The 19,780-nt window shown below is 63.4% G+C and carries 18 protein-coding genes and 1 pseudogene; 11 read left to right on the forward strand and 8 right to left on the reverse strand.

Annotated elements, in window-relative coordinates; genetic code table 11:
- Positions 1–13 precede the first annotated feature (13 nt).
- The 3 genes from MRBLPB4O_RS05545 to MRBLPB4O_RS05555 form a co-directional block, all read right to left on the reverse strand.
- On the reverse strand, positions 14–805 hold the full coding sequence (locus MRBLPB4O_RS05545; protein ID WP_174369753.1) for an OmpA family protein: 792 nt from the start codon (positions 803–805) through the stop codon (positions 14–16).
- Positions 806–855: 50 nt separating this feature from the next.
- Positions 856–1,269 (reverse strand): DUF4398 domain-containing protein, encoded by a 414-nt coding sequence (locus tag MRBLPB4O_RS05550; protein ID WP_014592166.1) that lies wholly within the window; start codon positions 1,267–1,269, stop codon positions 856–858.
- 276 nt (positions 1,270–1,545) lie between these two features.
- On the reverse strand, positions 1,546–1,890 hold the full coding sequence (locus MRBLPB4O_RS05555; RefSeq protein ID WP_341797741.1) for a pilin assembly protein: 345 nt from the start codon (positions 1,888–1,890) through the stop codon (positions 1,546–1,548).
- Positions 1,891–2,054: 164 nt separating this feature from the next.
- On the opposite strand from MRBLPB4O_RS05555, the gene ppc reads away from it, so the two are divergent.
- From ppc to MRBLPB4O_RS05590, 7 genes are all read left to right on the forward strand, one after another.
- Entirely contained in the window at positions 2,055–4,682 is a 2,628-nt protein-coding gene (gene ppc, locus MRBLPB4O_RS05560; protein WP_341797742.1) for a phosphoenolpyruvate carboxylase, read from the forward strand.
- A gap of 257 nt (positions 4,683–4,939) precedes the next feature.
- Entirely contained in the window at positions 4,940–5,590 is a 651-nt protein-coding gene (gene adk, locus MRBLPB4O_RS05565; RefSeq protein ID WP_016501192.1) for an adenylate kinase, read from the forward strand.
- Positions 5,591–5,782: 192 nt separating this feature from the next.
- Positions 5,783–6,457 (forward strand): tRNA (adenosine(37)-N6)-threonylcarbamoyltransferase complex dimerization subunit type 1 TsaB, encoded by a 675-nt coding sequence (tsaB, locus tag MRBLPB4O_RS05570; RefSeq protein ID WP_016501191.1) that lies wholly within the window; start codon positions 5,783–5,785, stop codon positions 6,455–6,457.
- Positions 6,458–6,588: 131 nt separating this feature from the next.
- Positions 6,589–6,879 (forward strand): hypothetical protein, encoded by a 291-nt coding sequence (locus MRBLPB4O_RS05575; protein ID WP_016501190.1) that lies wholly within the window; start codon positions 6,589–6,591, stop codon positions 6,877–6,879.
- Between the two features lie 3 nt (positions 6,880–6,882).
- Complete coding sequence (locus tag MRBLPB4O_RS05580) at positions 6,883–7,752, forward strand: DUF72 domain-containing protein (protein ID WP_341797743.1); 870 nt, start codon at positions 6,883–6,885, stop codon at positions 7,750–7,752.
- Positions 7,753–7,780: 28 nt separating this feature from the next.
- A complete protein-coding gene (locus MRBLPB4O_RS05585; RefSeq protein ID WP_241799655.1) occupies positions 7,781–8,611 on the forward strand; it encodes an isocitrate lyase/phosphoenolpyruvate mutase family protein in 831 nt (276 codons plus the stop codon).
- Positions 8,611–9,300 carry an extensin family protein gene (locus MRBLPB4O_RS05590; RefSeq protein ID WP_341797744.1) on the forward strand — a complete coding sequence of 230 codons (690 nt, stop codon included), beginning with the start codon at positions 8,611–8,613 and terminating at the stop codon, positions 9,298–9,300. The genes MRBLPB4O_RS05585 and MRBLPB4O_RS05590 overlap by 1 nt, the downstream gene beginning before the upstream one ends.
- A 2-nt stretch (positions 9,301–9,302) precedes the next feature.
- On the opposite strand, the gene MRBLPB4O_RS05595 is transcribed toward MRBLPB4O_RS05590, so the two are convergent.
- Positions 9,303–9,923, reverse strand: a complete 621-nt coding sequence (locus MRBLPB4O_RS05595) for an energy transducer TonB (RefSeq protein WP_341797745.1) — start codon at positions 9,921–9,923, stop codon at positions 9,303–9,305.
- Between the two features lie 103 nt (positions 9,924–10,026).
- Here MRBLPB4O_RS05595 and MRBLPB4O_RS05600 point away from each other — a divergent pair, with 103 nt between their 5' ends.
- Positions 10,027–10,803: a class I SAM-dependent methyltransferase gene (locus MRBLPB4O_RS05600; protein WP_049275042.1), complete on the forward strand. Its 777-nt coding sequence runs from the start codon at positions 10,027–10,029 to the stop codon at positions 10,801–10,803.
- A gap of 33 nt (positions 10,804–10,836) precedes the next feature.
- On the opposite strand, the gene MRBLPB4O_RS05605 is transcribed toward MRBLPB4O_RS05600, so the two are convergent.
- Positions 10,837–11,781: an RHS repeat-associated core domain-containing protein gene (locus tag MRBLPB4O_RS05605; protein ID WP_341797746.1), complete on the reverse strand. Its 945-nt coding sequence runs from the start codon at positions 11,779–11,781 to the stop codon at positions 10,837–10,839.
- A gap of 273 nt (positions 11,782–12,054) precedes the next feature.
- Positions 12,055–12,720: a TetR/AcrR family transcriptional regulator gene (locus MRBLPB4O_RS05610; RefSeq protein WP_341797747.1), complete on the reverse strand. Its 666-nt coding sequence runs from the start codon at positions 12,718–12,720 to the stop codon at positions 12,055–12,057.
- 183 nt (positions 12,721–12,903) lie between these two features.
- Between MRBLPB4O_RS05610 and MRBLPB4O_RS05615 the strand changes: the two are divergent.
- Positions 12,904–13,224 (forward strand): annotated as a pseudogene (locus MRBLPB4O_RS05615) (5,10-methylene tetrahydromethanopterin reductase); the annotation flags it as partial.
- A 30-nt stretch (positions 13,225–13,254) separates the two neighbouring features.
- Here the strand turns inward: MRBLPB4O_RS05615 and MRBLPB4O_RS05620 are convergent.
- Positions 13,255–14,496 carry an acyl-CoA dehydrogenase family protein gene (locus tag MRBLPB4O_RS05620; RefSeq protein ID WP_341797748.1) on the reverse strand — a complete coding sequence of 414 codons (1,242 nt, stop codon included), beginning with the start codon at positions 14,494–14,496 and terminating at the stop codon, positions 13,255–13,257.
- Positions 14,497–14,776: 280 nt separating this feature from the next.
- Between MRBLPB4O_RS05620 and MRBLPB4O_RS05625 the strand changes: the two genes are divergently transcribed.
- Together MRBLPB4O_RS05625 and MRBLPB4O_RS05630 are read left to right on the forward strand one after the other, a co-directional pair.
- The gene (locus MRBLPB4O_RS05625; RefSeq protein ID WP_341797749.1) at positions 14,777–15,877 is read left to right on the forward strand and encodes an efflux RND transporter periplasmic adaptor subunit; all 1,101 of its coding nucleotides are present in this window, start codon (positions 14,777–14,779) and stop codon (positions 15,875–15,877) included.
- Positions 15,878–15,883: 6 nt separating this feature from the next.
- Positions 15,884–18,949 (forward strand): efflux RND transporter permease subunit, encoded by a 3,066-nt coding sequence (locus tag MRBLPB4O_RS05630; protein ID WP_341797750.1) that lies wholly within the window; start codon positions 15,884–15,886, stop codon positions 18,947–18,949.
- Between the two features lie 134 nt (positions 18,950–19,083).
- Here the strand turns inward: MRBLPB4O_RS05630 and MRBLPB4O_RS05635 are convergent, their stop codons facing one another.
- Positions 19,084–19,773: a DUF4197 domain-containing protein gene (locus MRBLPB4O_RS05635; RefSeq protein WP_016501182.1), complete on the reverse strand. Its 690-nt coding sequence runs from the start codon at positions 19,771–19,773 to the stop codon at positions 19,084–19,086.
- Between the last annotated feature and the right edge of the window lie 7 nt (positions 19,774–19,780).

The raw sequence follows: 19,780 nt of genomic DNA on the forward strand, positions 1-19,780 counted from the left end.
CAGCTAGCCAGCCTTACCGCTGAACCTGGCTCACCGAACGGGGTGCCACTGGCTGGTTGTCGTTGGAGATGGTTACCTCCACGCGACGGTTTTGCGCACGGCCCGAGTTGCTGCCGTTGTCCGCTACCGGGTACTCCTTGCCATAGCCCTGGGAGACGATGCGCGCCGGATCTACGCCGGCACGTACCAGTGCCATGCGTACGCTGTTGGCGCGGCGCTCGGACAGGGTCTGGTTGTAGTTGGCCGAGCCGACGCTGTCGGTGTAGCCCTCGACAATCACCTTGCGCTCCGGGTTTTCCTGGAGGAACTGGGCCAGCTTGGTGACGTTCGGGTAGGCGTTGCTCTTGAGTTCGGCCTTGTTGAAGTCGAACAGCACGTCGCCGAAGGTCACCAGCGTACCGCGGTCGGTCTGCTTGGCGTTGAGGCTGTCCTGCAGCTTGGCGATCTGGGCGTCGCGGGCATCCAGCTTGGCCTGGGCGCGTTGGGCCGAGGCATTTTTCAGCTCGCCTTCGGCGGTGCGCAGGGCAATGGTCTGCTTGGCCACTTCAACGCGCTGGTTGGTCAGATAGGCCAGTTGGTCGACCTTCTTCTCGTCTTCACGGTCCATGTAGGCCTTGTCGGCCTTGTTCAGCCAGTCCTGGGCGTCCTTGGTCTCCAGTGCCGCGACCTTGCTCGATTGCGGGTCGCTCTGCAGCGAGGAGAAGTTGGTGCGGGCCGACTCCAGGTTGGCGTTAGGGTCGTGCGAGCAGGCAGCAAGACCAACGCTGAGGGCCAGCAGGGCGGGAATCATGACGTAATTGCGCATAGTGTTCATCCTTTGATCGAGTGCGAAGGCTAAGGTTGGCGGGGCAGGGCTCACTGAGCGCTGCGCAGGCCTTCCTCACGTACGTCCTGAACGCCCTGACGGGCATCCTGCACGGCCTTCTGGGCCTTGGCCGCCTGGGCCTTGCGTTCGGCGAGGCGTGCGTCCCACTCGGCCTGTTGGGCCAGGCGCTTGGCCTCGTCGTACTTCTTGTCGTGCATGGCGATTTCGGCTTGCTTGAACTTGTCCTGGGCCGCTTTCATTTCCACGGCGGCGAACTCGGTGCCACCCGCGCTCACGGCGGAGTTCACGGCGGATTGGGTAACTGCGTACTGCTCGGTAGGCGGGTTGCCCGCACAGCCGGCCAGGACCAGGCTACTGCCCAGGGCCAGCGCGGCCAGCTTGAACCCGCGCACATGAGTGGATGACAGTTTGCTAGTGCGGGTCTTCATGGTGGTCAGTTCCATTGGATCACTCCTGATTACGACGATGTCCGTAGCAGTCCATCGCTTATTCCCTGACAAAACCGCGCGCTTCAGCTGAACGGTGCACGAGGGCAGTGTGCAGGGTTTTAGCGTGATGGCTATTGGCTCCGACTCGACCGCTTTTGGAATGGTTCAGAAAAAAGTGCACTAAACGAGGAATTATTTCTGACTGATCGGTCAGCGCGATTTGCCTGGAACTTTCGCAGGAAAAGGCGGTACTCCGGGCCTTGCCGAGGCCCGGAACGGTGGTGCGGGTGGTTATCTTTCGCTATCGTCGTCGGTGGTGCTCAGGCTGTGCAGGTGCTGTCGCGAGAGGGCCAGAAAGCGCGGAGTAGAGCCGACATCTTCGTACAGCGGGTCACCTTCTTCATCGGTGGCGATGACCTGGCGACCCTGCACATAGGGGAAGCTGGCTTCCAGCTCTTCGAGTGCGGCCGCCACCAGTTCGCCGAGCAGTTCCTCGGCGGTGCGCTTGGGGTACATGTCGATCAGCGCGGCCAGGCGCGCCTCGGACTCCAGGTCCAGATGCAATACATGGCCCGTGCGGCTGAGGGTACCGGCGGCATTCTGTTCCCAGTGCTGGGCGAGTTCACGGATTTTCATGATGACCTCTGTTGACGCCTGCTATGGCTGCATTGCATGGGAGTGCTTGCGTTCACTTTAGTTTGCTTTGGCTGATCACGGCTTGCCATTGGCGCTCGGCAGGGGGCACTCTTCGGTAGAGCTGTGTACAGGAGTGCGCCAGAGCCGCGCCAAAGAGAGGGCCAATGACCGATATCGATGTGCGTTTGCGTGAAGATGTCCATGTGTTGGGTGAGCTGCTCGGCGAAACCATTCGCCAGCAGCATGGCGATGCGTTTTTGCAGAAAATCGAAGATATCCGCCACAGTGCCAAGGCCGACCGCCGTGGCCCTGGCGAGCAACTGACGTCCACCCTGGCCGACCTTGCCGAAGAAGACTTGCTGCCCGTGGCCAGGGCCTTCAACCAGTTCCTCAACCTGGCCAACATGGCCGAGCAGTACCAGTTGATCCGCCGCCGCGACGCCGGCCAGCCCGAACCCTTCGAGGCCCGTGTGCTGCCCGAATTGCTGGCGCGCCTGAAGCAGGCCGGGCATAGCAACGATGCCCTGGCTCGGCAGCTGGCCAAGCTCGACATCCAATTGGTGCTTACCGCGCACCCCACCGAGGTGGCCCGCCGCACCTTGATCCAGAAGTACGACGCCATCGCCGGCCAGCTGGCTGCCCAGGACCACCGTGACCTGACCCCGGACGAACGCCAGCAGGTGCGGGAACGCCTGCGCCGGCTGATTGCCGAGGCCTGGCACACCGAAGAAATCCGCCGCACCCGGCCGACGCCGGTAGACGAAGCCAAGTGGGGCTTCGCGGTGATCGAGCATTCGCTGTGGCACGCCATCCCCAGCCACCTGCGCAAGGTCGACAAGGCTCTGCTGGATGCCACCGGCCTGCGCCTGCCGCTGGAGGCCGCGCCAATCCGCTTTGCCTCGTGGATGGGCGGTGACCGTGACGGCAACCCCAATGTGACTGCCGCCGTTACCCGGGAAGTGCTGTTGCTGGCGCGCTGGATGGCCGCCGACCTGTTCCTGCGCGACATCGATGCACTGGCCGCCGAGTTGTCCATGCAGCAGGCCAGTGACGCTTTGCGCGAACGGGTGGGCGACAGTGCCGAACCCTACCGCGCGGTGCTCAAGCAACTGCGCGACCGCTTGCGGGCGACGCGTGCCTGGGCGCATTCGGCATTGACCAGCAGCCAACCGGCCAGCGCCGAAGTGCTGGTGGATAACCGCGACCTGATTGCGCCGCTGGAGCTGTGCTATCAGTCGCTGCACGAATGCGGCATGGGCGTTATCGCCGAAGGGCCGTTGCTCGATTGCCTGCGCCGCGCCGTCACTTTCGGCCTTTTCCTGGGCCGCCTGGACGTGCGCCAGGACGCTGCCCGCCACCGTGACGCGCTGACCGAAATCACCGACTACCTGGGCCTGGGCCGCTATGCCGACTGGGATGAAGATCGCCGCATCGAATTCCTTCAGGCCGAGCTGAAAAACCGCCGCCCGCTGTTGCCCGCGCACTTCAGGCCGCAGGCAGACACCGCCGAGGTGCTGGCCACCTGCCGGGAAGTCGCCGCCGCGCCCGCTGCCTCGCTGGGCTCCTATGTCATTTCCATGGCCGGGGCCGCTTCGGATGTGCTGGCGGTGCAACTGTTGCTCAAGGAAGCCGGCCTGACCCGCCCCATGCGTGTGGTACCGCTGTTCGAGACCCTGGCTGACCTGGACAACGCCGGGCCGGTGATGCAGCGCCTGCTCGGCCTGCCGGGTTACCGGGCCGGGCTGCGCGGCCCGCAGGAAGTGATGATCGGCTACTCCGACTCGGCCAAGGATGCTGGCACCACGGCGGCGGCCTGGGCGCAGTACCGGGCCCAGGAAAACCTGGTGCGCATCTGCGCCGAACACCAGGTCGAACTGCTGCTGTTCCACGGCCGGGGCGGTACGGTAGGGCGCGGCGGTGGCCCGGCCCACGCAGCGATCCTGTCGCAGCCACCGGGTTCGGTGGCGGGGCGGTTCCGCACCACCGAACAGGGCGAAATGATCCGCTTCAAGTTCGGTTTGCCGGGCATCGCCGAGCAAAACCTGAACCTGTACCTGGCCGCTGTGCTCGAAGCCACGCTGTTGCCACCGCCGCCCCCGCAACCGGCCTGGCGCGAGGTGATGGACCAGTTGGCTGCTGATGGCGTCAAGGCGTACCGCAGCGTGGTGCGCGACAACCCCGATTTTGTCGAGTACTTCCGCCAGTCCACGCCGGAACAAGAACTGGGGCGCCTTCCGCTGGGCAGCCGCCCGGCCAAGCGCCGGGCAGGCGGGATCGAAAGCCTGCGGGCCATCCCATGGATCTTCGGCTGGACCCAGACCCGGCTGATGCTACCGGCCTGGCTGGGCTGGGAAACCGCGCTGAGCAATGCCTTGGCCCGTGGCCAAGGTGAGTTGCTGGCGCAGATGCGCGAGCAATGGCCGTTCTTCCGCACCCGCATCGACATGCTGGAAATGGTGCTGGCCAAGGCCGATGCGCAAATTGCCGAGGCCTACGACGAACGTCTGGTGCAACCCCGCTTGCTTCCTTTAGGTGCACACCTGCGCGACCTATTGTCGCAGTCTTGCCAGGTGGTACTGGGGCTGACCGGGCAGCAGGTGCTACTGGCGCACAGCCCCGAGACGCTGGAATTCATCAGCCTGCGCAACACCTACCTGGACCCGCTGCACCGCCTGCAGGCCGAGTTGCTGGCCCGCTCGCGCAGCCGCGAAGCCGCTCTGGACAGCCCGTTGGAGCAGGCCTTGCTGGTGACCGTGGCGGGTATTGCCGCCGGGCTGCGCAATACCGGATGACGGTGTGCCCAAGCCAGCAGGGGTGAGTGGCGTGCAGGCCCTGCACGGGTAAGGGGAGGGTGGTTGCGCCGGGCGCAACCACCTGCCCGGTCGGCCACAAGTGGCGCATTCCTGCAACTTTGGGACGCTTGTATGGCTGCCGGGCGCTGTGTATCTTGAGCAGCCTTCTGACCGTTTTATGGTCATACCCGATTTTCCGGACTTGGCCCTGGTTGCCGAATCCATTGAATTTCATAAAAAAATTTGAGGAGCACAAGATGCGCGTAATTCTGCTGGGAGCTCCCGGGGCCGGTAAAGGTACTCAGGCAAAGTTCATCACCGAAAAGTTCGGTATTCCACAGATCTCCACCGGTGACATGCTGCGTGCCGCCGTCAAGGCCGGCACCCCGCTGGGCCTGGAGCTGAAGAAAGTCATGGATGCCGGCCAGCTGGTCTCCGACGAGCTGATCATCAGCCTGGTCAAGGAGCGCATCGCCCAGCCTGATTGCGCCAACGGCTGCCTGTTCGACGGCTTCCCACGCACCATCCCGCAGGCCGAAGCCATGGTCTCTGCCGGTGTCGACATCGACGCCGTGGTCGAAATCGCCGTGGACGACGAAGAAATCGTCGGCCGCATGGCTGGCCGCCGCGTACACCTGGCCTCGGGCCGTACCTACCACATTCAGTACAACCCGCCGAAAGTGGAAGGCAAGGACGACGTCACTGGTGAAGACCTGATCCAGCGCGACGACGACAAGGAAGAAACCGTTCGTCATCGCCTGTCGGTCTACCACACCCAGACCAAGCCGCTGGTGGAGTTCTACCAGAAGCTGTCGGCCGCCAATGCCGGCAAGCCGAAGTACAGCCACATTGAAGGTGTCGGTTCGGTCGACGCCATCACTGCCAAGGTCCTGGCAGCCCTGAGCTGATCAGCGCCTGACGCCCCCCGACAACGGCCCGCTAGCGGGCCGTTGTCGTTTCAGGCCTGCGATCCACGGCCTGGCGCTCCTACAGGGACCGCGCCAGGCCACCTGCAAAGGCCGCACAGCGCCCCTTCGGGACACAACGCCGCTGCTGCTCTATACTGCCGCTCTTTTCATTCGCACCTGGATACCCGTTCGATGACCACCCTGCTGGCCCTGGATACCGCCACCGAAGCCTGTTCCGTCGCGCTGCTGCATGACGGCAAGGTAACCAGCCATTACGAGGTGATCCCGCGTCAGCACGCGCAGAAGCTGCTGCCGATGATCAAGCAGTTGCTGGCGGAATCCGGCGTTGCGCTGAATGCACTGGATGCTATCGCCTTTGGCCGTGGCCCGGGCGCCTTCACCGGCGTGCGCATTGCCATTGGTGTGGTCCAAGGCCTTGCCTTCGCGCTGGAGCGCCCGGTGCTGCCGGTGTCCAACCTGGCCGCGCTGGCCCAGGGTGCCTTGCGCGAGCAGGGCGTGCAGCAGGTGGCGGCTGCGATCGATGCGCGTATGGATGAAGTGTACTGGGGCTGCTACCAGGCCACGGCCGGCGAAATGCGCCTGGTCGGCCGCGAGGCGGTGTTGCCGCCCGAACAGGTAGCGCTGCCGGCGGGCAGCAGTGGCGAGTGGTTCGGTGCCGGTACCGGATGGGGCTATGCCGAGCGCCTGGCGGTACAGGTGGCGGCCAGCAACCCTGGCGCCTTGCCCAATGCGCTGGACATTCTCAGCCTGGCTACCTTCGCCTGGGCTCGTGATGAGGCAATCGTTGCCGAGCAGGCGCAACCGGTATATCTGCGCGATAATGTAGCTACGCCCAAGAAGCACTGAGTGTTGTTCGTCGGTTATCGCCGATCACTCTAAAACCTTTTGCGCGATCTGTGGTCCAGTTATCAGTCAAGCATTAGCGACGGAACCCTGATGCTGCTAAATTGCCATCATTGGTCCTGAGTGCTCATGCCATGCGTATCGACGGTTTCTCTTCGCAGTCCTACCCGGTCAAGCGCACCCCGCGCAAGGCACCGGCGCGTGACGAGGCCATCGATGATGCCGAGCTGATTGAAGACAGCCAGGGCGCCCCCGTGGAGGCCACCGCCCGCCGCCGCAGCGGTGGCCTGCCAGCCCGCCAGCAGGACATGGTCTTCCCCCGCGCCCGTGACCGGCGCACCGCCACTGCCTTGGCCAGCTACCTGAGCACCGCCGGTTTCACCGACTGGGACATGGAAGTACTGGGGCTCGACCTGTACATTTAGTGGATGAGTCCACCACCACTGCCTTATTTTCTCGGTTGCCCGTCCTGGAGCGAAAACGCCTGGCGCGACTACCTCTATCCCGCCGATGCCAACAGCAACGAAATGCTTGGCCTTTACAGCCAGGTGTTCAACGCCGTCGAGGGCAATACCACCTTCTATGCACGCCCCGCCCCCGGCACCATTGCCCGCTGGGCGCAGGTGATGCCCGGGCACTTCCGTTTCACCGCCAAGTTTCCCCGGGACATCAGCCACGAGGGTGACCTGCGTGATCAACTGGAGCCTGCCTTCGACTTCACGCGGCTGATGGCCCCGCTGGGCAAGCGCGTTTCGCCGTACTGGCTGCAGTTGCCGGCCCAGTTCGGCCCGGCGCGCCTGGGCGAGCTTTGCCACTTCCTCGATGAGATCGGCCTGCCGGTGGCCGTGGAAGTGCGTAACCAGGCCTTCTTCGCCAAGGGTGAAGAAGAACGCCTGCTCAACCGCCTGCTGCACGAACGCGGCGTGGAGCGCATCTGCCTGGACCCGCGTGCGTTGTTCAGCTGCACCTCGCGCGACCCTGCCGTGCTGCATGCGCAGTCGAAGAAGCCCAAGGTGCCGCCACGCCCTGCGGCCTTCAGCCAGCACCCACAGGTGCGCTTCATCGGCCATCCGGAGCTGGAGGCCAATCACACCTTCCTCAGCCCTTGGGTAGAAAAAATCGCCGATTGGATCGAGGAAGGCCGCAACCCCTATATCTTCCTGCACACCTCGGACAATCGCCTGGCTGCGGCGTTGGCCCAGCATTTCCATCAACGCCTGATGGCACGCCTGCCAGGTCTTGCACCTTTGCCGGAATTGCCGCGCGCGCCCGAGGTCGAACAACTGGGCTTACTCTGACCTTTCCCTGACTGCCGGAGGTTGAACCATGGATGTGCAAACCCTGCGAGCCGAAGCCTTCAAGGCTTTACACGAGCGCGAAGGCGCGTTCGTCATCCCCAACCCGTGGGACGCCGGCTCCGCCAAGCTGCTTGCCAGCCTGGGTTTCGAGGCGCTGGCCACCACCAGTGCCGGCCTGGCATTCAGCCTGGGCCGCCCAGACGCCGAAGGCGCCTTGAGCCTGGACGATACCCTGGACAACGCCGGCGAGATCGTCGATGCCACTGCGTTGCCGGTGGCTGCGGACCTTGAGAACGGCTTCGGCGACATGCCTGAAGATTGTGCCCAGACCATATTGCGTGCTGCCGAAATCGGCCTGGTAGGTGGTTCCATCGAAGATGCCAGTGGCCGCAGTGATGCGCCCATCTATGACCTCGGGCTGGCCGTGGAGCGCGTGCGCGCCGCCGTGCAGGCTGCGCGTAGCCTGCCGTTCCCGTTCACGTTGTGCGCCCGGGCAGAAAACCTGCTGCATGGCCGCATGGACCTCGACGACACCATCCTGCGCCTGCAAGCCTATGCCGAGGCCGGCGCCGATGTGCTCTATGCCCCCGGGCTGCGCACCGTCGAGGAAGTACGTGCGGTGGTGCAGGCCGTCGCACCGCGGCCGGTGAACGTACTGATGGGCATGGCGGGTGTGTCGCTGAGCGTGAACCAGTTGCAGGACCTGGGCGTGCGCCGCATCAGCGTCGGCTCGTCGCTGGCCCGTGCTGCGCTGGGGGCCTTCCACCGTGCTGCGTTGGAGATTCGCAACGAGGGTACGTTCGGCTACGGTGAGCAGGCACTGCCGTTTGCCCAGCTCAACGACCTGTTCCGCCGCTGATGCGGGCAATGCTGGCGCTGCTGGCCGGCCTGTTGGTGCTGGCCGGCCTGGCCTGGCACTTCGGCTGGCGCCTGCCTGCCGTGTGGAACCCCTGGGCGCCGCTGGATGTGCGTCAGCCGCCCAACCTGCTGACGCCGTACAAGCTTTCACGCCTGCGCAATGACCCGGCCTTGTGCCGGCAGGCACTGGAAACCAGCCAGCTGCGCTACCGGGCGCAAGCCGACAGCCCGGCTGCGGCCAACTGCCCGTTGCAGAACGTGTGGCGCATCGAGGGCGGCCAGGCGCGGCTAAGCAGCAGCTTCCTGGCCAGTTGCCCGCTGGCGGTGGCTTATGCACTTTTCGAAAACCACGGCTTGCAGCCGTTGGCGCAGCGGGTGCTGGGCCAACCGGTGACGCAGGTCGATCACCTGGGCAGCTTTGCCTGCCGCAATGTCTACCACCGCAAGCAGGGCCGCCTGAGCCAGCACGCTACGGCCAATGCGCTGGATATCAGCGGTTTTCGCTTGCAGGACGGCCAGCGCATCGTCCTGGCGCGTGACTGGCAGGCAGGGGGGCAGAAGGCAGAATTCTTGCGTCAGGTGCAGCAGGCGGCTTGCGAGAGCTTCAGCACAGTACTGGGGCCGGGCTACAACGCCGCGCACCACAATCACTTCCACCTGGACATGGGGCGCTGGCAGGTGTGCCGTTAGCCTCAGGCGTGAACGCGTACGTTGTTCAGCACCACCGGGCGTGCCCAATGGATGTCGAATTCCAGATCGTTCTGCTGCCTGGCCAAGGTAGCGTCGTCGAACGGCTCGGGGGCCGGGTCCAGCAAGTTGGTCTCGAACTCGGCAATGGGCAGGAACAACGACCGCGGGGCTGGGCCCGGGCCGGGCTCGGCAATCGGATGGCCTTGGCTCATCACCACCGGGCGCATCCAGCTATTGCTGGTGTCGAGCTGGCGCTGCTGTTCAATCAGTTCCATGGCACTGAACGGCTCAGGCGCAGGCGGCAGCAGGCTGGCTTCAAGCTCTGCCTTGGGCAAGAACAACGGCTCGGGCGGTGTTACCTCGTTGTCCAGCACCGGGCAGGCGCGCTGGGCGTCGATCAGGGCCAGCGCACGGGCGCCGCCGATGGGTTCGCCGCTGTCGTGGTCGTACTGCACGAACGACTGGCTGACGCTGTCTACGGGCTCTTCCTGCTGCTCGGCCATGGCCCGGGCAAAGAAATCCTGCCACAGGTGGCTGACGCCCCCGAGTGCCTGGGTGTTGTGCTGACTGTAGTTGCCGACAGGCGACAAATAGGTCAAGCCGATAGGAAGAGTATCTGACATGGCAGTCGCGCGCGTTGTGCTCTGGCAGAATAGCGGGATATTGCCTGTATCGGCCGTGGCTGCTGATTCATTAAGGCTTGGTTTGATTTTTTAGGTGTGGACGATGGAAGAGCAAGGCACGGGTATCAGGGTCGAGGCGATGTCGGCTGAGTATGCGGAGCAGGCCAAGGTGTGGGCTGAACGCCTAAGCCTGCCGCTACAGGACGAGAGCGCCGGCTTCGCCGTGCAGGTCGGCGCCGAGGGTTTGCAGATCCAGCAGCTTGGGCCACAGGCACCAGGGCCGGTGCGGGTGGACTTTGTCGAAGGCCAGGCCGCCCACCGGCGCCAGTTTGGCGGTGGCAACGGGCAGATGATCGCCAAGGCCGTGGGCATTGCCCAAGGCGTGCGGCCGCAGGTGCTGGATGCTACGGCAGGTCTTGGCAAAGATGCGTTCGTGCTGGCCAGCCTGGGCTGCCAGATGACCCTGATCGAGCGCCAGCCGCTGATTGCCGCGCTGCTGGAAGATGGCTTGGCGCGGGCGCGCTCGGATGACGAGGTGGGCCCGATTGTCGGGCGCATGCGCCTGCTGACCGGCAACGCCATCGAGCGTATGCGCGCCTGGGAAGGGGAGGCGCCGCAGGTCATCTACCTCGACCCGATGTTCCCGCACCGCGACAAGAGCGCCCTGGTGAAAAAGGAAATGCGCGTGTTCCGGCCCTTGGTGGGGGACGACCTGGATGCCCCGGCCCTGCTCGAAGCGGCCCTGGCGCTGGCCAGCCACCGGGTGGTGGTAAAGCGCCCGCGCAAGGCGCCGATCATCGACGGGCCGAAGCCCAGCCATAGTCTAGAGGGCAAGTCGAGCCGGTATGATATATATCCGAAGAAGGCGCTGAAGGCCTGAGCGCAACTGTGAAATCACTTTGTTAGCTTCGCCTTAAGGCCATTCTGCGATACTGCGGAGTCTATTTACTTCCCGGTTGATGTAATTACCTGTGAAATCAAGGAGGTTTTGCGATGGTGGCTTGTTTCTCGGCCAGGTATGCGAAGGCTGATTCGGTATCCCCGAGAAGGTAGCGGAGGTAGGGGCAATGTCGCTCATGCCTACAGCTTTGATTTTTTCAAATCTGTCGTTTAGATCTTCCCAGGATGGTAAGTCTATCGAGCCGATGTATCGTGTTTTACCCTTGATTTTTACAGGCGTAAGGCTCGTTAATATGGATTCTTGGAGGGTGGCGTTGAGTATTCTTTGGTCACCTTCGTTTTTTATTTTGTTGTCGTGGGATTTTGTCTCTGTCGCGCCTTTAGCTTTTTGGGTCGCAATGTGATTTTTAAGTATTTTGTATTGTCGGCGTGTGAGGCTGGGGTTTTCTTGATCCAAGCGGGAAGAAATTTTTTTTACGCTGTATCCTCCCTTCATGAGTTTTACTATCGAAAACATGCCGCTAGGATCCGATCTGTTAATAGGATCATTGGTGCAGTAAGCGTAAGCATTAATCCCCCCCCTTTCAAATGGCGACCAGGTATCTGGACTGTGAAAGCGCATCAGTCCTGGATTGAACAGACGATGACCATTACCCAGCAAGTAGCCTATGGCAGAGGGTAACCAGCTCTGGCCTGTGAATCGAGATAACAATGTATTGGCCGGCGGGGTACTGTCATAGCCGTAGGGGCCGTAAGTAATGGTCGTCTGGCTTTCTGAAACCATGTTAATGGTTGATGCTTGTGTGTCAGTGCCCAAGAGGCTCGCTTGCGAAGGTAGGCTTATCATTTCGCATAGGTTTAGGTTATTGGCGCTGAGCACGGTCTGCTGAGCGCTGCTTGTATATAAAGTTGACAGCTTATTGCCTTTGTAAAAGATCTTCAGTTTTTGAACTGTCATGGGGGCGTGCTTATATTCGTAGCTTAAATACAAGCTTGCGGGCGAATTGCATGGTTGGCTACTGGCAAAAATGCTAGGTGGGCGTGTCGGTTAAACGGGCTCTGGCTGATTGGCGAGCGTGGTCCGTGCAGGAGCGGCTTGTATCCAGCCCCCGATGTGTGTCCACCACCGATCAGTGTGGAGGTTTACCCTCGAATACGGTGGTGGCTGCAACGGTGAACGGCAGGTGGGAATTGGCCGGTAGGCCCAGCCCTTTCGCGGGTAAACCCGCTCCTACCGTGGGGCGTGATAGGTGTTTTCAGGATGGAAAGCCCGCAAGAATACTCTTACCACCTCGCGCACATGCGCCTCGGCTTCATCGCCCTCCAGCGGCCCCGCGCACCCCAGCAGCAAGCGGTAATCCGGCGCTCCCTTGACCAGGCAGAAGAAGTGCTCCGCCGCACGCAGCGGGTTGTCGATGCGCAACAGCCCGCGCTCATCCGCGCCGCGCAGCAGCGCTTCCATCCCTGCCAGCACGCGCTTGGGCCCGGCTTCGTAGAAGTACTCGCCAAAACTCGGGTCCAGGCTGCCCTGGGCCATGATCAGGCGGCTGAGCTTGACCGCTTCGTCACTGCTGATAAGCGCCTGGAAGTTGCGGGCAATGGTCAGTAGCACTTCTTCCACCGGCACCCCCTCGGGATACTCGAACAGCAGGTCAGGCAATTGGATCTGGCAGGTGGCCATGACCGCCGAGCAGAACAGGGTCTGCTTGTCGGTGAAGTGGCTGTACACGGTGAGTTTTGAAACACCTGCCGCCGCAGCGACCGCATCCATGCTGGTGTTGGCGTAACCAAGGCTGAGGAACAGGGCCTTGGCCGCTTCGAGAATCGCCTCGCGCTTGACCAGGTCCTTTGGCCGGCCTGGGCCGATGGGTGCGTCGTTGGGCATTGTGGTCTGCATCTGGTTTAAGAATCACCATCTTAACGGGTCAGGCGCGATCCGGCTAAAACCAGCTCACATTTGCCTGCTGTCTGCCAGCGGACAGTTGTTCGACAGTGATGTCGTCGCTCAGGCATCAGTGCTGTTTTTTTGTATATAAATTACTGATTTATAACGATTATTTTTGGCATGAATCGTGTTGATAAAGAACTCGCCGACTGGGTCGGCATCGGCGGCTTTGGCCCGCTGATCGTCGGCAGTGCGCAAACGGTGGCGGACGAACTGCAGGCCTGGGTTGAAGAAACCGATGTCGACGGCTTCAACCTGACCTATGCCCTGGCCCACGAAACCTTCCGCGACGTGGTCGAGCTGCTGGTCCCCGAGCTGCAGCAACGCGGCGCCTACAAGACCGAATACCGCGCCGGCACCCTGGGCGAGAAGCTGTTCGGCGACGGCCCGCGGCTGCCGGCCAGCCACCCGGCAGCCGGTTATCGCGACCTCAGCCGCCAACACCAAACAGCCTGAAATAGTCGGGGCTGCAAAGCAGCCCCGCTTTTACGACTGCTTCGCACCCCCGCCAATCTGCCAAACGTACGGCGGTTGAGTACCGTTCACGTGCCAGTCACCAATAATCCGCTCCTTGTAGATCACCGGGTTGTGCGAGGCCGCCGTGCGGGCATTGCGCCAGTGGCGGTCGAGCTGGCGGCTGGTGCTGGTGGTGGAGGCACCCAAGGCGTTGAACAGGTCGCTGGTGGCGCGTAGCACCAGGTCGATGGCCGCCACCTGGGCCTGGGCGGACGCCAGTTCGGCAAACACATTGGCCTGCTGTTCAGCGGCCGGGTCATTGGCAAAACGTGCCAGGTACGCCTGCTGACTGGCCTCGGCGGCACGCAGGGTCGCAGCTTCGGCTGCATACACCTGGCCCGAGGCCTTGCCGATCACCTGCAGCACCTGTGGGTCCTGGCTGACGGCAGCGCCGTTACCATGGCTGAACACGCGGGTGCGCTGGCTGGTCTCGTGGCTGAAATCGCGCACTGCAGCACGCCCGGAGCCGGTGATCACTGCCAGCAGGACCAGCTGGTAGAAGGCGGTCTGGTATTTGAAACGGGTGGCGAAGTCGATGATGTTCTCTTCCTCGACCACGGCATTTTCGAACACCGAGGTACCGCTGCCGGTGGTGCGCTGGCCGAAGCCATCCCAGTCGTCGCTCTGGCGCACGCCGGGCTGGCGGGTGCGAATGGCCGCTATCACGTCGGCGCCGGTGTCGTCGCGGCGGGCGAACAGGTCGATCCAGTCGGAGAACAGGCTGCCGGTGCTGTAGTACTTGGTGCCATTGACCACCCACTGCTCGCCCTGGCGTGACACGCGCGTGATGACATCGCCAATCTTCACCGCGCCAATCTCGGTCCAGGCACAGCCCACCAGGTCGCCGGCGACAAAACGCCGGAACCATACATCCTGTGGCGCGCTGGCGTGGGCGTTGAGCCGGTCTTCGACGAAGGCGAAGTGGCCGCGCAGCGCTTGGGGCACATTGGAGTCGGCTGCGGCCAGTTCGATCAGCAGCTGAAACAACTGCGGCAAGGATGCGCCGCCACCGCCATGTTCTACCGGTACCCGCACGGCGCCAAAGCCAGCTTCCTTGAGCCACTGGATAGCCTCATGGGGCAGGGTGCGGTTGCGCTCGCGCGCCACGCTGGTTTCGGCAATGCGGCTGAAGATCGGCCGAAAGCGTGCGGCGAGCGTGGCGTAGTCGGCGCCGTTGGCGGAGGCGGGCAGGTGTTGTTCGAGGGCAGTCATCGGAATACTCCAGGTACATGAAGAAGGGTATGTACGGGTGATTGCACAGGTCGTGCCGGGCGCTGGAGGGGCCGTGGGGCGGGGTTTGCGCCGTGTTTGCCGGTTTTAGGCTGTGGCGGGGCAGGGCAATTTGTTGGTCGGCTGTGGGCTGGGCAACAGCGGGCGGCCTTGCAAAAAACGCTTGGATTTCTTTGTAACGCTGGCTTCCCGGCATCGCTTGCCTGACTTAATATACTCGCCAGTACAAATATTCGAAGTGCCCTCCGCGAAAGGATTCATCATGTTGCGCCATGCCTTGTCCATCGCCTTGCCCGCCGTTGCCGCGTTGTTACTGACGGCATGCGGTCAGGAAGCCACCCCGCCTGCCGCGCCGCGCCCGGCGCTGGTGGTGCAGCCGCAGCCGGCCGAAGCCGCTGCCGACAGTTACCCCGGCGAAGTACGTGCGCGCTTCGAGCCGGACCTGGCCTTCCGCATTGGCGGCAAGGTCACCAAGCGTCTGGTTGAGGAGGGGCAGCGAGTCAAGGCCGACCAGCCGCTGGCTGAGCTGGACCCGCAGGACGTGCGCCTGCAACTGGAAGCCAACCGCGCCCAGATGGCGGCTGCCGAGGCCAACCTGGCGCTGGTGCGCGCCGAGCGTGACCGCTACCAGAAGCTGCTGGACCGGCAGATGGTCAGCCATTCCCAGTTCGATAATGCCGAGAACCTGTACCGCGCCGGCCTCGCCCGGCTGAAACAGGCCAAGGCCGAGTTCGACGTGGCTGGCAACCAGGCCGAATATGCCGTGCTGCGCGCGCCGCAGGCCGGGGTGGTTGCCAAGCGTCAGGTCGAAGTGGGCCAGGTGGTTGCCGCCGGGCAAACCGTGTTCACCCTGGCCGCCGATGGCGAGCGCGAAGTGGTGATCGGCCTGCCGGAGCAGCAGTTCGCCCGCTTTGCCGTGGGGCAACCGGTCAGTGTGGAGCTGTGGTCACACCCGCAAGCGCGCTTTCAGGGCCGTATCCGCGAGCTGTCACCGGCCGCCGACCCCCGCTCGCGCACCTTTGCTGCGCGCATCGCCTTTACTTCGGCCGCCACGCCGGCGGAGCTGGGCCAGAGTGCCCGGGTGTTCATCGCCCATGAGGGGCTGATCCCGTTGGCAGTGCCGCTGTCAGCGGTTACAGCGGAAAACGGCCAGGCCTATGTGTGGCGCGTCAACAAGGATAGCCGCCTGGAGCGGGCCGAGGTGCGTCTGGGGGCTTATGGCAGCGACAGTGTGCCAGTGCTCGAAGGCCTCGCCGCCGGTGACTGGGTGGTCGCCGCCGGTGGCCATGTACTGCGTGAGGGCCAGGAAATACGCCCTGTTGACCGCAGCAACCGTGTAGTGAAGCTGACGGCCAAGGAGTAAGTCCCGATGGGTTTCAACCTTTCTGCCTGGGCGCTGCGCAATCGCCAGATCGTCCTGTTCCTGATGATCCTGCTGGCGGCCATTGGCGCCATGTCCTACACCAAGCTCGGCCAGAGCGAGGACCCGCCATTCACCTTCAAGGCCATGGTCATTCGTACCCTGTGGCCGGGCGCCAGCGCCGAGGAAGTGTCGCGCCAGGTCACCGAACGTATCGAGAAGAAGCTGATGGAAACCGGCGAGTACGAGAAGATTGTCTCGTTCTCGCGCCCCGGCGAATCGCAAGTCACCTTCATGGCCCGCGACTCGCTGCATTCCAAGGACATCCCCGAGCTGTGGTACCAGATCCGCAAGAAGGTCGCGGACATTCGCCACACCCTGCCACCGGAGATCCAGGGCCCGTTCTTCAACGATGAGTTCGGCACCACCTTCGGCAATATCTATGCGCTGACCGGTAAGGGCTTCGACTACGCGGTGCTCAAGGACTACGCAGACCGCATCCAGATTCAGCTGCAGCGGGTCAAGGATGTGGGCAAGGTCGAGCTGGTGGGCCTGCAGGACGAGAAAATCTGGATCGAGCTGTCCAACCTCAAGCTGGCCACCCTCGGCGTACCCCTGGAGGCCGTGCAGCAGGCCCTGCAGGAGCAGAACGCGGTGAGCACCGCCGGCTTCTTCGAGACGCCCAGCGAGCGGTTGCAACTGCGGGTGAGCGGGCGCTTCGACAGCGTGGAGCAGATTCGCCAGTTCCCCATCCGCGTAGGTGACCGCACGTTCCGCATCGGCGATGTGGCCGAAGTGCACCGTGGCTTCAATGACCCACCCGCGCCACGTATGCGCTTCATGGGCGAGGATGCCATTGGCCTGGCCGTGTCGATGAAGGACGGCGGCGACATCCTGGTACTGGGCAAGGCCCTGGAAGGCGAGTTCGAGCGCGTGGCGCGCAACCTGCCGGCCGGCATGGAGCTGCGCAAGGTCTCGGACCAACCTGCGGCGGTCAAGGCCGGTGTGGGCGAATTTGTCCAGGTGCTGGTCGAGGCGCTGGTCATCGTGCTGTTGGTGAGCTTCTTCTCGCTAGGCCTGCGCACCGGCCTGGTGGTGGCGCTGGCCATCCCCCTGGTACTGGCCATGACTTTCGCCGCCATGCACTATTTCGGCATCGGCCTGCACAAGATTTCCCTTGGCGCGCTGGTACTGGCGCTGGGCCTGCTGGTGGACGACGCGATCATTGCCGTGGAAATGATGGCGATCAAGATGGAGCAGGGTTACGACCGGCTCAAGGCAGCCAGCTATGCCTGGAGCAGCACTGCCTTCCCGATGCTGACCGGTACCCTGATCACTGCGGCAGGCTTCTTGCCCATCGCCACTGCTGCTTCCAGCACTGGCGAATACACCCGCTCGATTTTCCAGGTGGTGACCATCGCCCTGTTGACCTCGTGGGTGGCGGCGGTGGTGTTCGTGCCCTACCTGGGCGAGCGCCTGCTGCCAGACCTGGCCAAGCTGCACGCTGCGCGTCATGGCAAGGACGGCCACGCGCCAGACCCTTACGCCACGCCCTTCTACCAGCGTGTGCGGCGGGTGGTGGAGTGGTGCGTGCGACGGCGCAAGACGGTGATTCTGCTGACCATCGCGGCCTTTGTCGGCAGTATCCTGCTGTTCCGCTTCGTGCCCCAGCAGTTCTTCCCGGCCTCCGGGCGTCCGGAGTTGATGGTTGACCTGAAGCTGGCCGAAGGCGCCTCGCTGGCCAATACCGCCGAGCGGGTCAAGCAATTGGAGGCACTGCTCAAGCAGCAGGATGGCATCGATAACTACGTGGCCTACGTGGGCACCGGCTCGCCGCGCTTCTACCTGCCGCTGGACCAGCAGCTGCCTGCAGCCAGCTTTGCCCAGTTCGTGGTGCTGGCCAAGTCGATGGAGGACCGCGAGCGCCTGCGCAGCTGGCTGATCAGCACCGTGGACCAGCAATTCCCCGACCTGCGTGCCCGCGTCACGCGCCTGGAAAACGGCCCGCCCGTGGGTTACCCGGTGCAGTTCCGGGTCACCGGCGAGCACATCGAGAAGGCCCGTGCGCTGGCCCGCGAAGTGGCCGACAAGGTGCGCGAGAACCCGCATGTGGTGAACGTGCACCTGGACTGGGAAGAACCCAGCAAGGCTGTGTTCCTCGAAATCGACCAGGACCGCGCCCGCGCCCTGGGCGTGAGCACCGCGCACCTGGCCAGCTTCCTGCAAAGCTCGTTGACCGGTACCACGGTCAGCCAGTATCGCGAGGACAACGAGCTGATCGAGATCCTGCTGCGCGGCACCCAGCAGGAGCGTGGCGAACTGGGTAACCTCGGCAGCCTGGCACTGCCGACCGACAACGGCCAGAGCGTGGCGCTGTCGCAGGTAGCGACCCTGGAGTACGGCTTCGAGGAAGGCATCATCTGGCACCGCAACCGCTTGCCGACGGTAACCGTGCGCGCCGATATCTACGACAAGGAGCAACCGGCCACGCTGGTGAAACAGATCGAGCCGACCCTGCAGGCGATACGCGCCAAGCTGCCGGATGGCTACCTGCTGGAAGTGGGCGGTACGGTTGAAGATTCCGAGCGTGGGCAGAAGTCGGTGAACGCCGGCATGCCGCTGTTCGTGGTAGTGGTGCTGAGCCTGCTGATGATCCAGCTGCGCAGCTTCTCGCGCACGGTGATGGTGTTCCTCACCGCACCGCTGGGGCTGATTGGCGTGACTCTGTTCCTGCTGGTGTTCCGCCAGCCGTTCGGCTTTGTCGCCATGCTGGGCACCATTGCCCTGGCGGGCATGATCATGCGCAACTCGGTGATCCTGGTGGACCAGATCGAGCAGGACATTGCGGCAGGGATGGAGCGTTGGCAGGCGATCATCGAAGCCACGGTGCGGCGCTTCCGGCCAATCGTGCTGACTGCACTGGCGGCGGTGCTGGCGATGATCCCGTTGTCGCGTAGCGTGTTCTACGGGCCGATGGCGGTGGCGATCATGGGTGGCTTGATCGTGGCCACGGCGTTGACCCTGTTGTTCCTGCCGGCATTGTATGCGGCATGGTTCAGGGTGAAGAAAACCTGACTGACCTCACCGCCCTGTAGGAGCAGCCTTGCGCTGCGAAGAGGCCGGTGCAGCAAATGAAAATTCATCTTGCTGTCCCGGCCTCTTCGCAGCACAAGGCTGCTCCTGCGAGGGTACTGCGGCCGCGTTGCGGATCAGAGGGCGCCGAAGACCTTCTTGGCCAGGCTGGTAGCGGCCTGCGCCGGGTTCTGGCGAATGCTCTGCTCCTGCTTGCCAATCATCTCGAACAGGCCGTCCAGCGCCTTCTCGGTCACGTAGTTCTCGATGCTGGCGCTCTTGGCGTCGACCACACCCAGTGCCACCGCCTGCCCGGCGAAGTTGTTGTACTGCTGGGCCAGGCCGACCTTGTCGGTAGCCTGCTTGACGATTGGCAGGAACTTGGCGCGGATCTGCTCGCGGCTGCTCTTGTTCAGGTACTGCGTGGCCGAGTCGTCACCGCCGCTGAGGATACCTTTGGCATCGGTCACGCTCATGTTCTTCACGGCATCGACCAGAATCGCCTGGGCCTGCGGCACGGCGGCTTCGGCGGCCTTGTTCATGCTGGCTTCAAGGGCATCGACCTGTGCACCTTTGCCGAACATCTTCATGGCCTTGGCCGCTTTGCCCAGGTTGCCCGGCAATTCGATGCGCACGTCGGGGTTATTGCTGAAACCACCCGGGGTGCTCAACTGCTTGACGGCCAGCTGCGCACCCTGGGTCAGGGTATCTTTCAGGCCGCCAGTGGCGTCTTTCTGGCTCAGGTCGCCCAGCGACAGGGCCAGTGCGCTGGCCGACAGCAGCAGGCCGGCGCACAGGGTGGAAAAACGCAGGGAAGTGCGGATCATGAAGCTT

The sequence above is a fragment of the Pseudomonas sp. LPB4.O genome, from assembly GCF_038383825.1.
GTDB lineage: Bacteria > Pseudomonadota > Gammaproteobacteria > Pseudomonadales > Pseudomonadaceae > Aquipseudomonas > Aquipseudomonas putida.

What these genes read in the sequence shown, in the direction of transcription:
- MRBLPB4O_RS05575 (WP_016501190.1), top strand. Translation starts at nt 6,589, where the DNA reads ATGCGTATCGACGGTTTCTCTTCGCAGTCCTACCCGGTCAAGCGCACC.
- MRBLPB4O_RS05555 (WP_341797741.1), bottom strand. Translation starts at nt 1,890, where the DNA reads ATGAAAATCCGTGAACTCGCCCAGCACTGGGAACAGAATGCCGCCGGT.
- MRBLPB4O_RS05595 (WP_341797745.1), bottom strand. Translation starts at nt 9,923, where the DNA reads ATGTCAGATACTCTTCCTATCGGCTTGACCTATTTGTCGCCTGTCGGC.
- MRBLPB4O_RS05620 (WP_341797748.1), bottom strand. Translation starts at nt 14,496, where the DNA reads ATGACTGCCCTCGAACAACACCTGCCCGCCTCCGCCAACGGCGCCGAC.
- tsaB (WP_016501191.1), top strand. Translation starts at nt 5,783, where the DNA reads ATGACCACCCTGCTGGCCCTGGATACCGCCACCGAAGCCTGTTCCGTC.
- MRBLPB4O_RS05590 (WP_341797744.1), top strand. Translation starts at nt 8,611, where the DNA reads ATGCGGGCAATGCTGGCGCTGCTGGCCGGCCTGTTGGTGCTGGCCGGC.
- adk (WP_016501192.1), top strand. Translation starts at nt 4,940, where the DNA reads ATGCGCGTAATTCTGCTGGGAGCTCCCGGGGCCGGTAAAGGTACTCAG.
- MRBLPB4O_RS05545 (WP_174369753.1), bottom strand. Translation starts at nt 805, where the DNA reads ATGCGCAATTACGTCATGATTCCCGCCCTGCTGGCCCTCAGCGTTGGT.
- MRBLPB4O_RS05635 (WP_016501182.1), bottom strand. Translation starts at nt 19,773, where the DNA reads ATGATCCGCACTTCCCTGCGTTTTTCCACCCTGTGCGCCGGCCTGCTG.
- MRBLPB4O_RS05585 (WP_241799655.1), top strand. Translation starts at nt 7,781, where the DNA reads ATGGATGTGCAAACCCTGCGAGCCGAAGCCTTCAAGGCTTTACACGAG.
- MRBLPB4O_RS05605 (WP_341797746.1), bottom strand. Translation starts at nt 11,781, where the DNA reads ATGACAGTTCAAAAACTGAAGATCTTTTACAAAGGCAATAAGCTGTCA.
- MRBLPB4O_RS05580 (WP_341797743.1), top strand. Translation starts at nt 6,883, where the DNA reads ATGAGTCCACCACCACTGCCTTATTTTCTCGGTTGCCCGTCCTGGAGC.
- ppc (WP_341797742.1), top strand. Translation starts at nt 2,055, where the DNA reads ATGACCGATATCGATGTGCGTTTGCGTGAAGATGTCCATGTGTTGGGT.
- MRBLPB4O_RS05610 (WP_341797747.1), bottom strand. Translation starts at nt 12,720, where the DNA reads ATGCAGACCACAATGCCCAACGACGCACCCATCGGCCCAGGCCGGCCA.
- MRBLPB4O_RS05630 (WP_341797750.1), top strand. Translation starts at nt 15,884, where the DNA reads ATGGGTTTCAACCTTTCTGCCTGGGCGCTGCGCAATCGCCAGATCGTC.
- MRBLPB4O_RS05625 (WP_341797749.1), top strand. Translation starts at nt 14,777, where the DNA reads ATGTTGCGCCATGCCTTGTCCATCGCCTTGCCCGCCGTTGCCGCGTTG.
- MRBLPB4O_RS05550 (WP_014592166.1), bottom strand. Translation starts at nt 1,269, where the DNA reads ATGGAACTGACCACCATGAAGACCCGCACTAGCAAACTGTCATCCACT.
- MRBLPB4O_RS05600 (WP_049275042.1), top strand. Translation starts at nt 10,027, where the DNA reads ATGGAAGAGCAAGGCACGGGTATCAGGGTCGAGGCGATGTCGGCTGAG.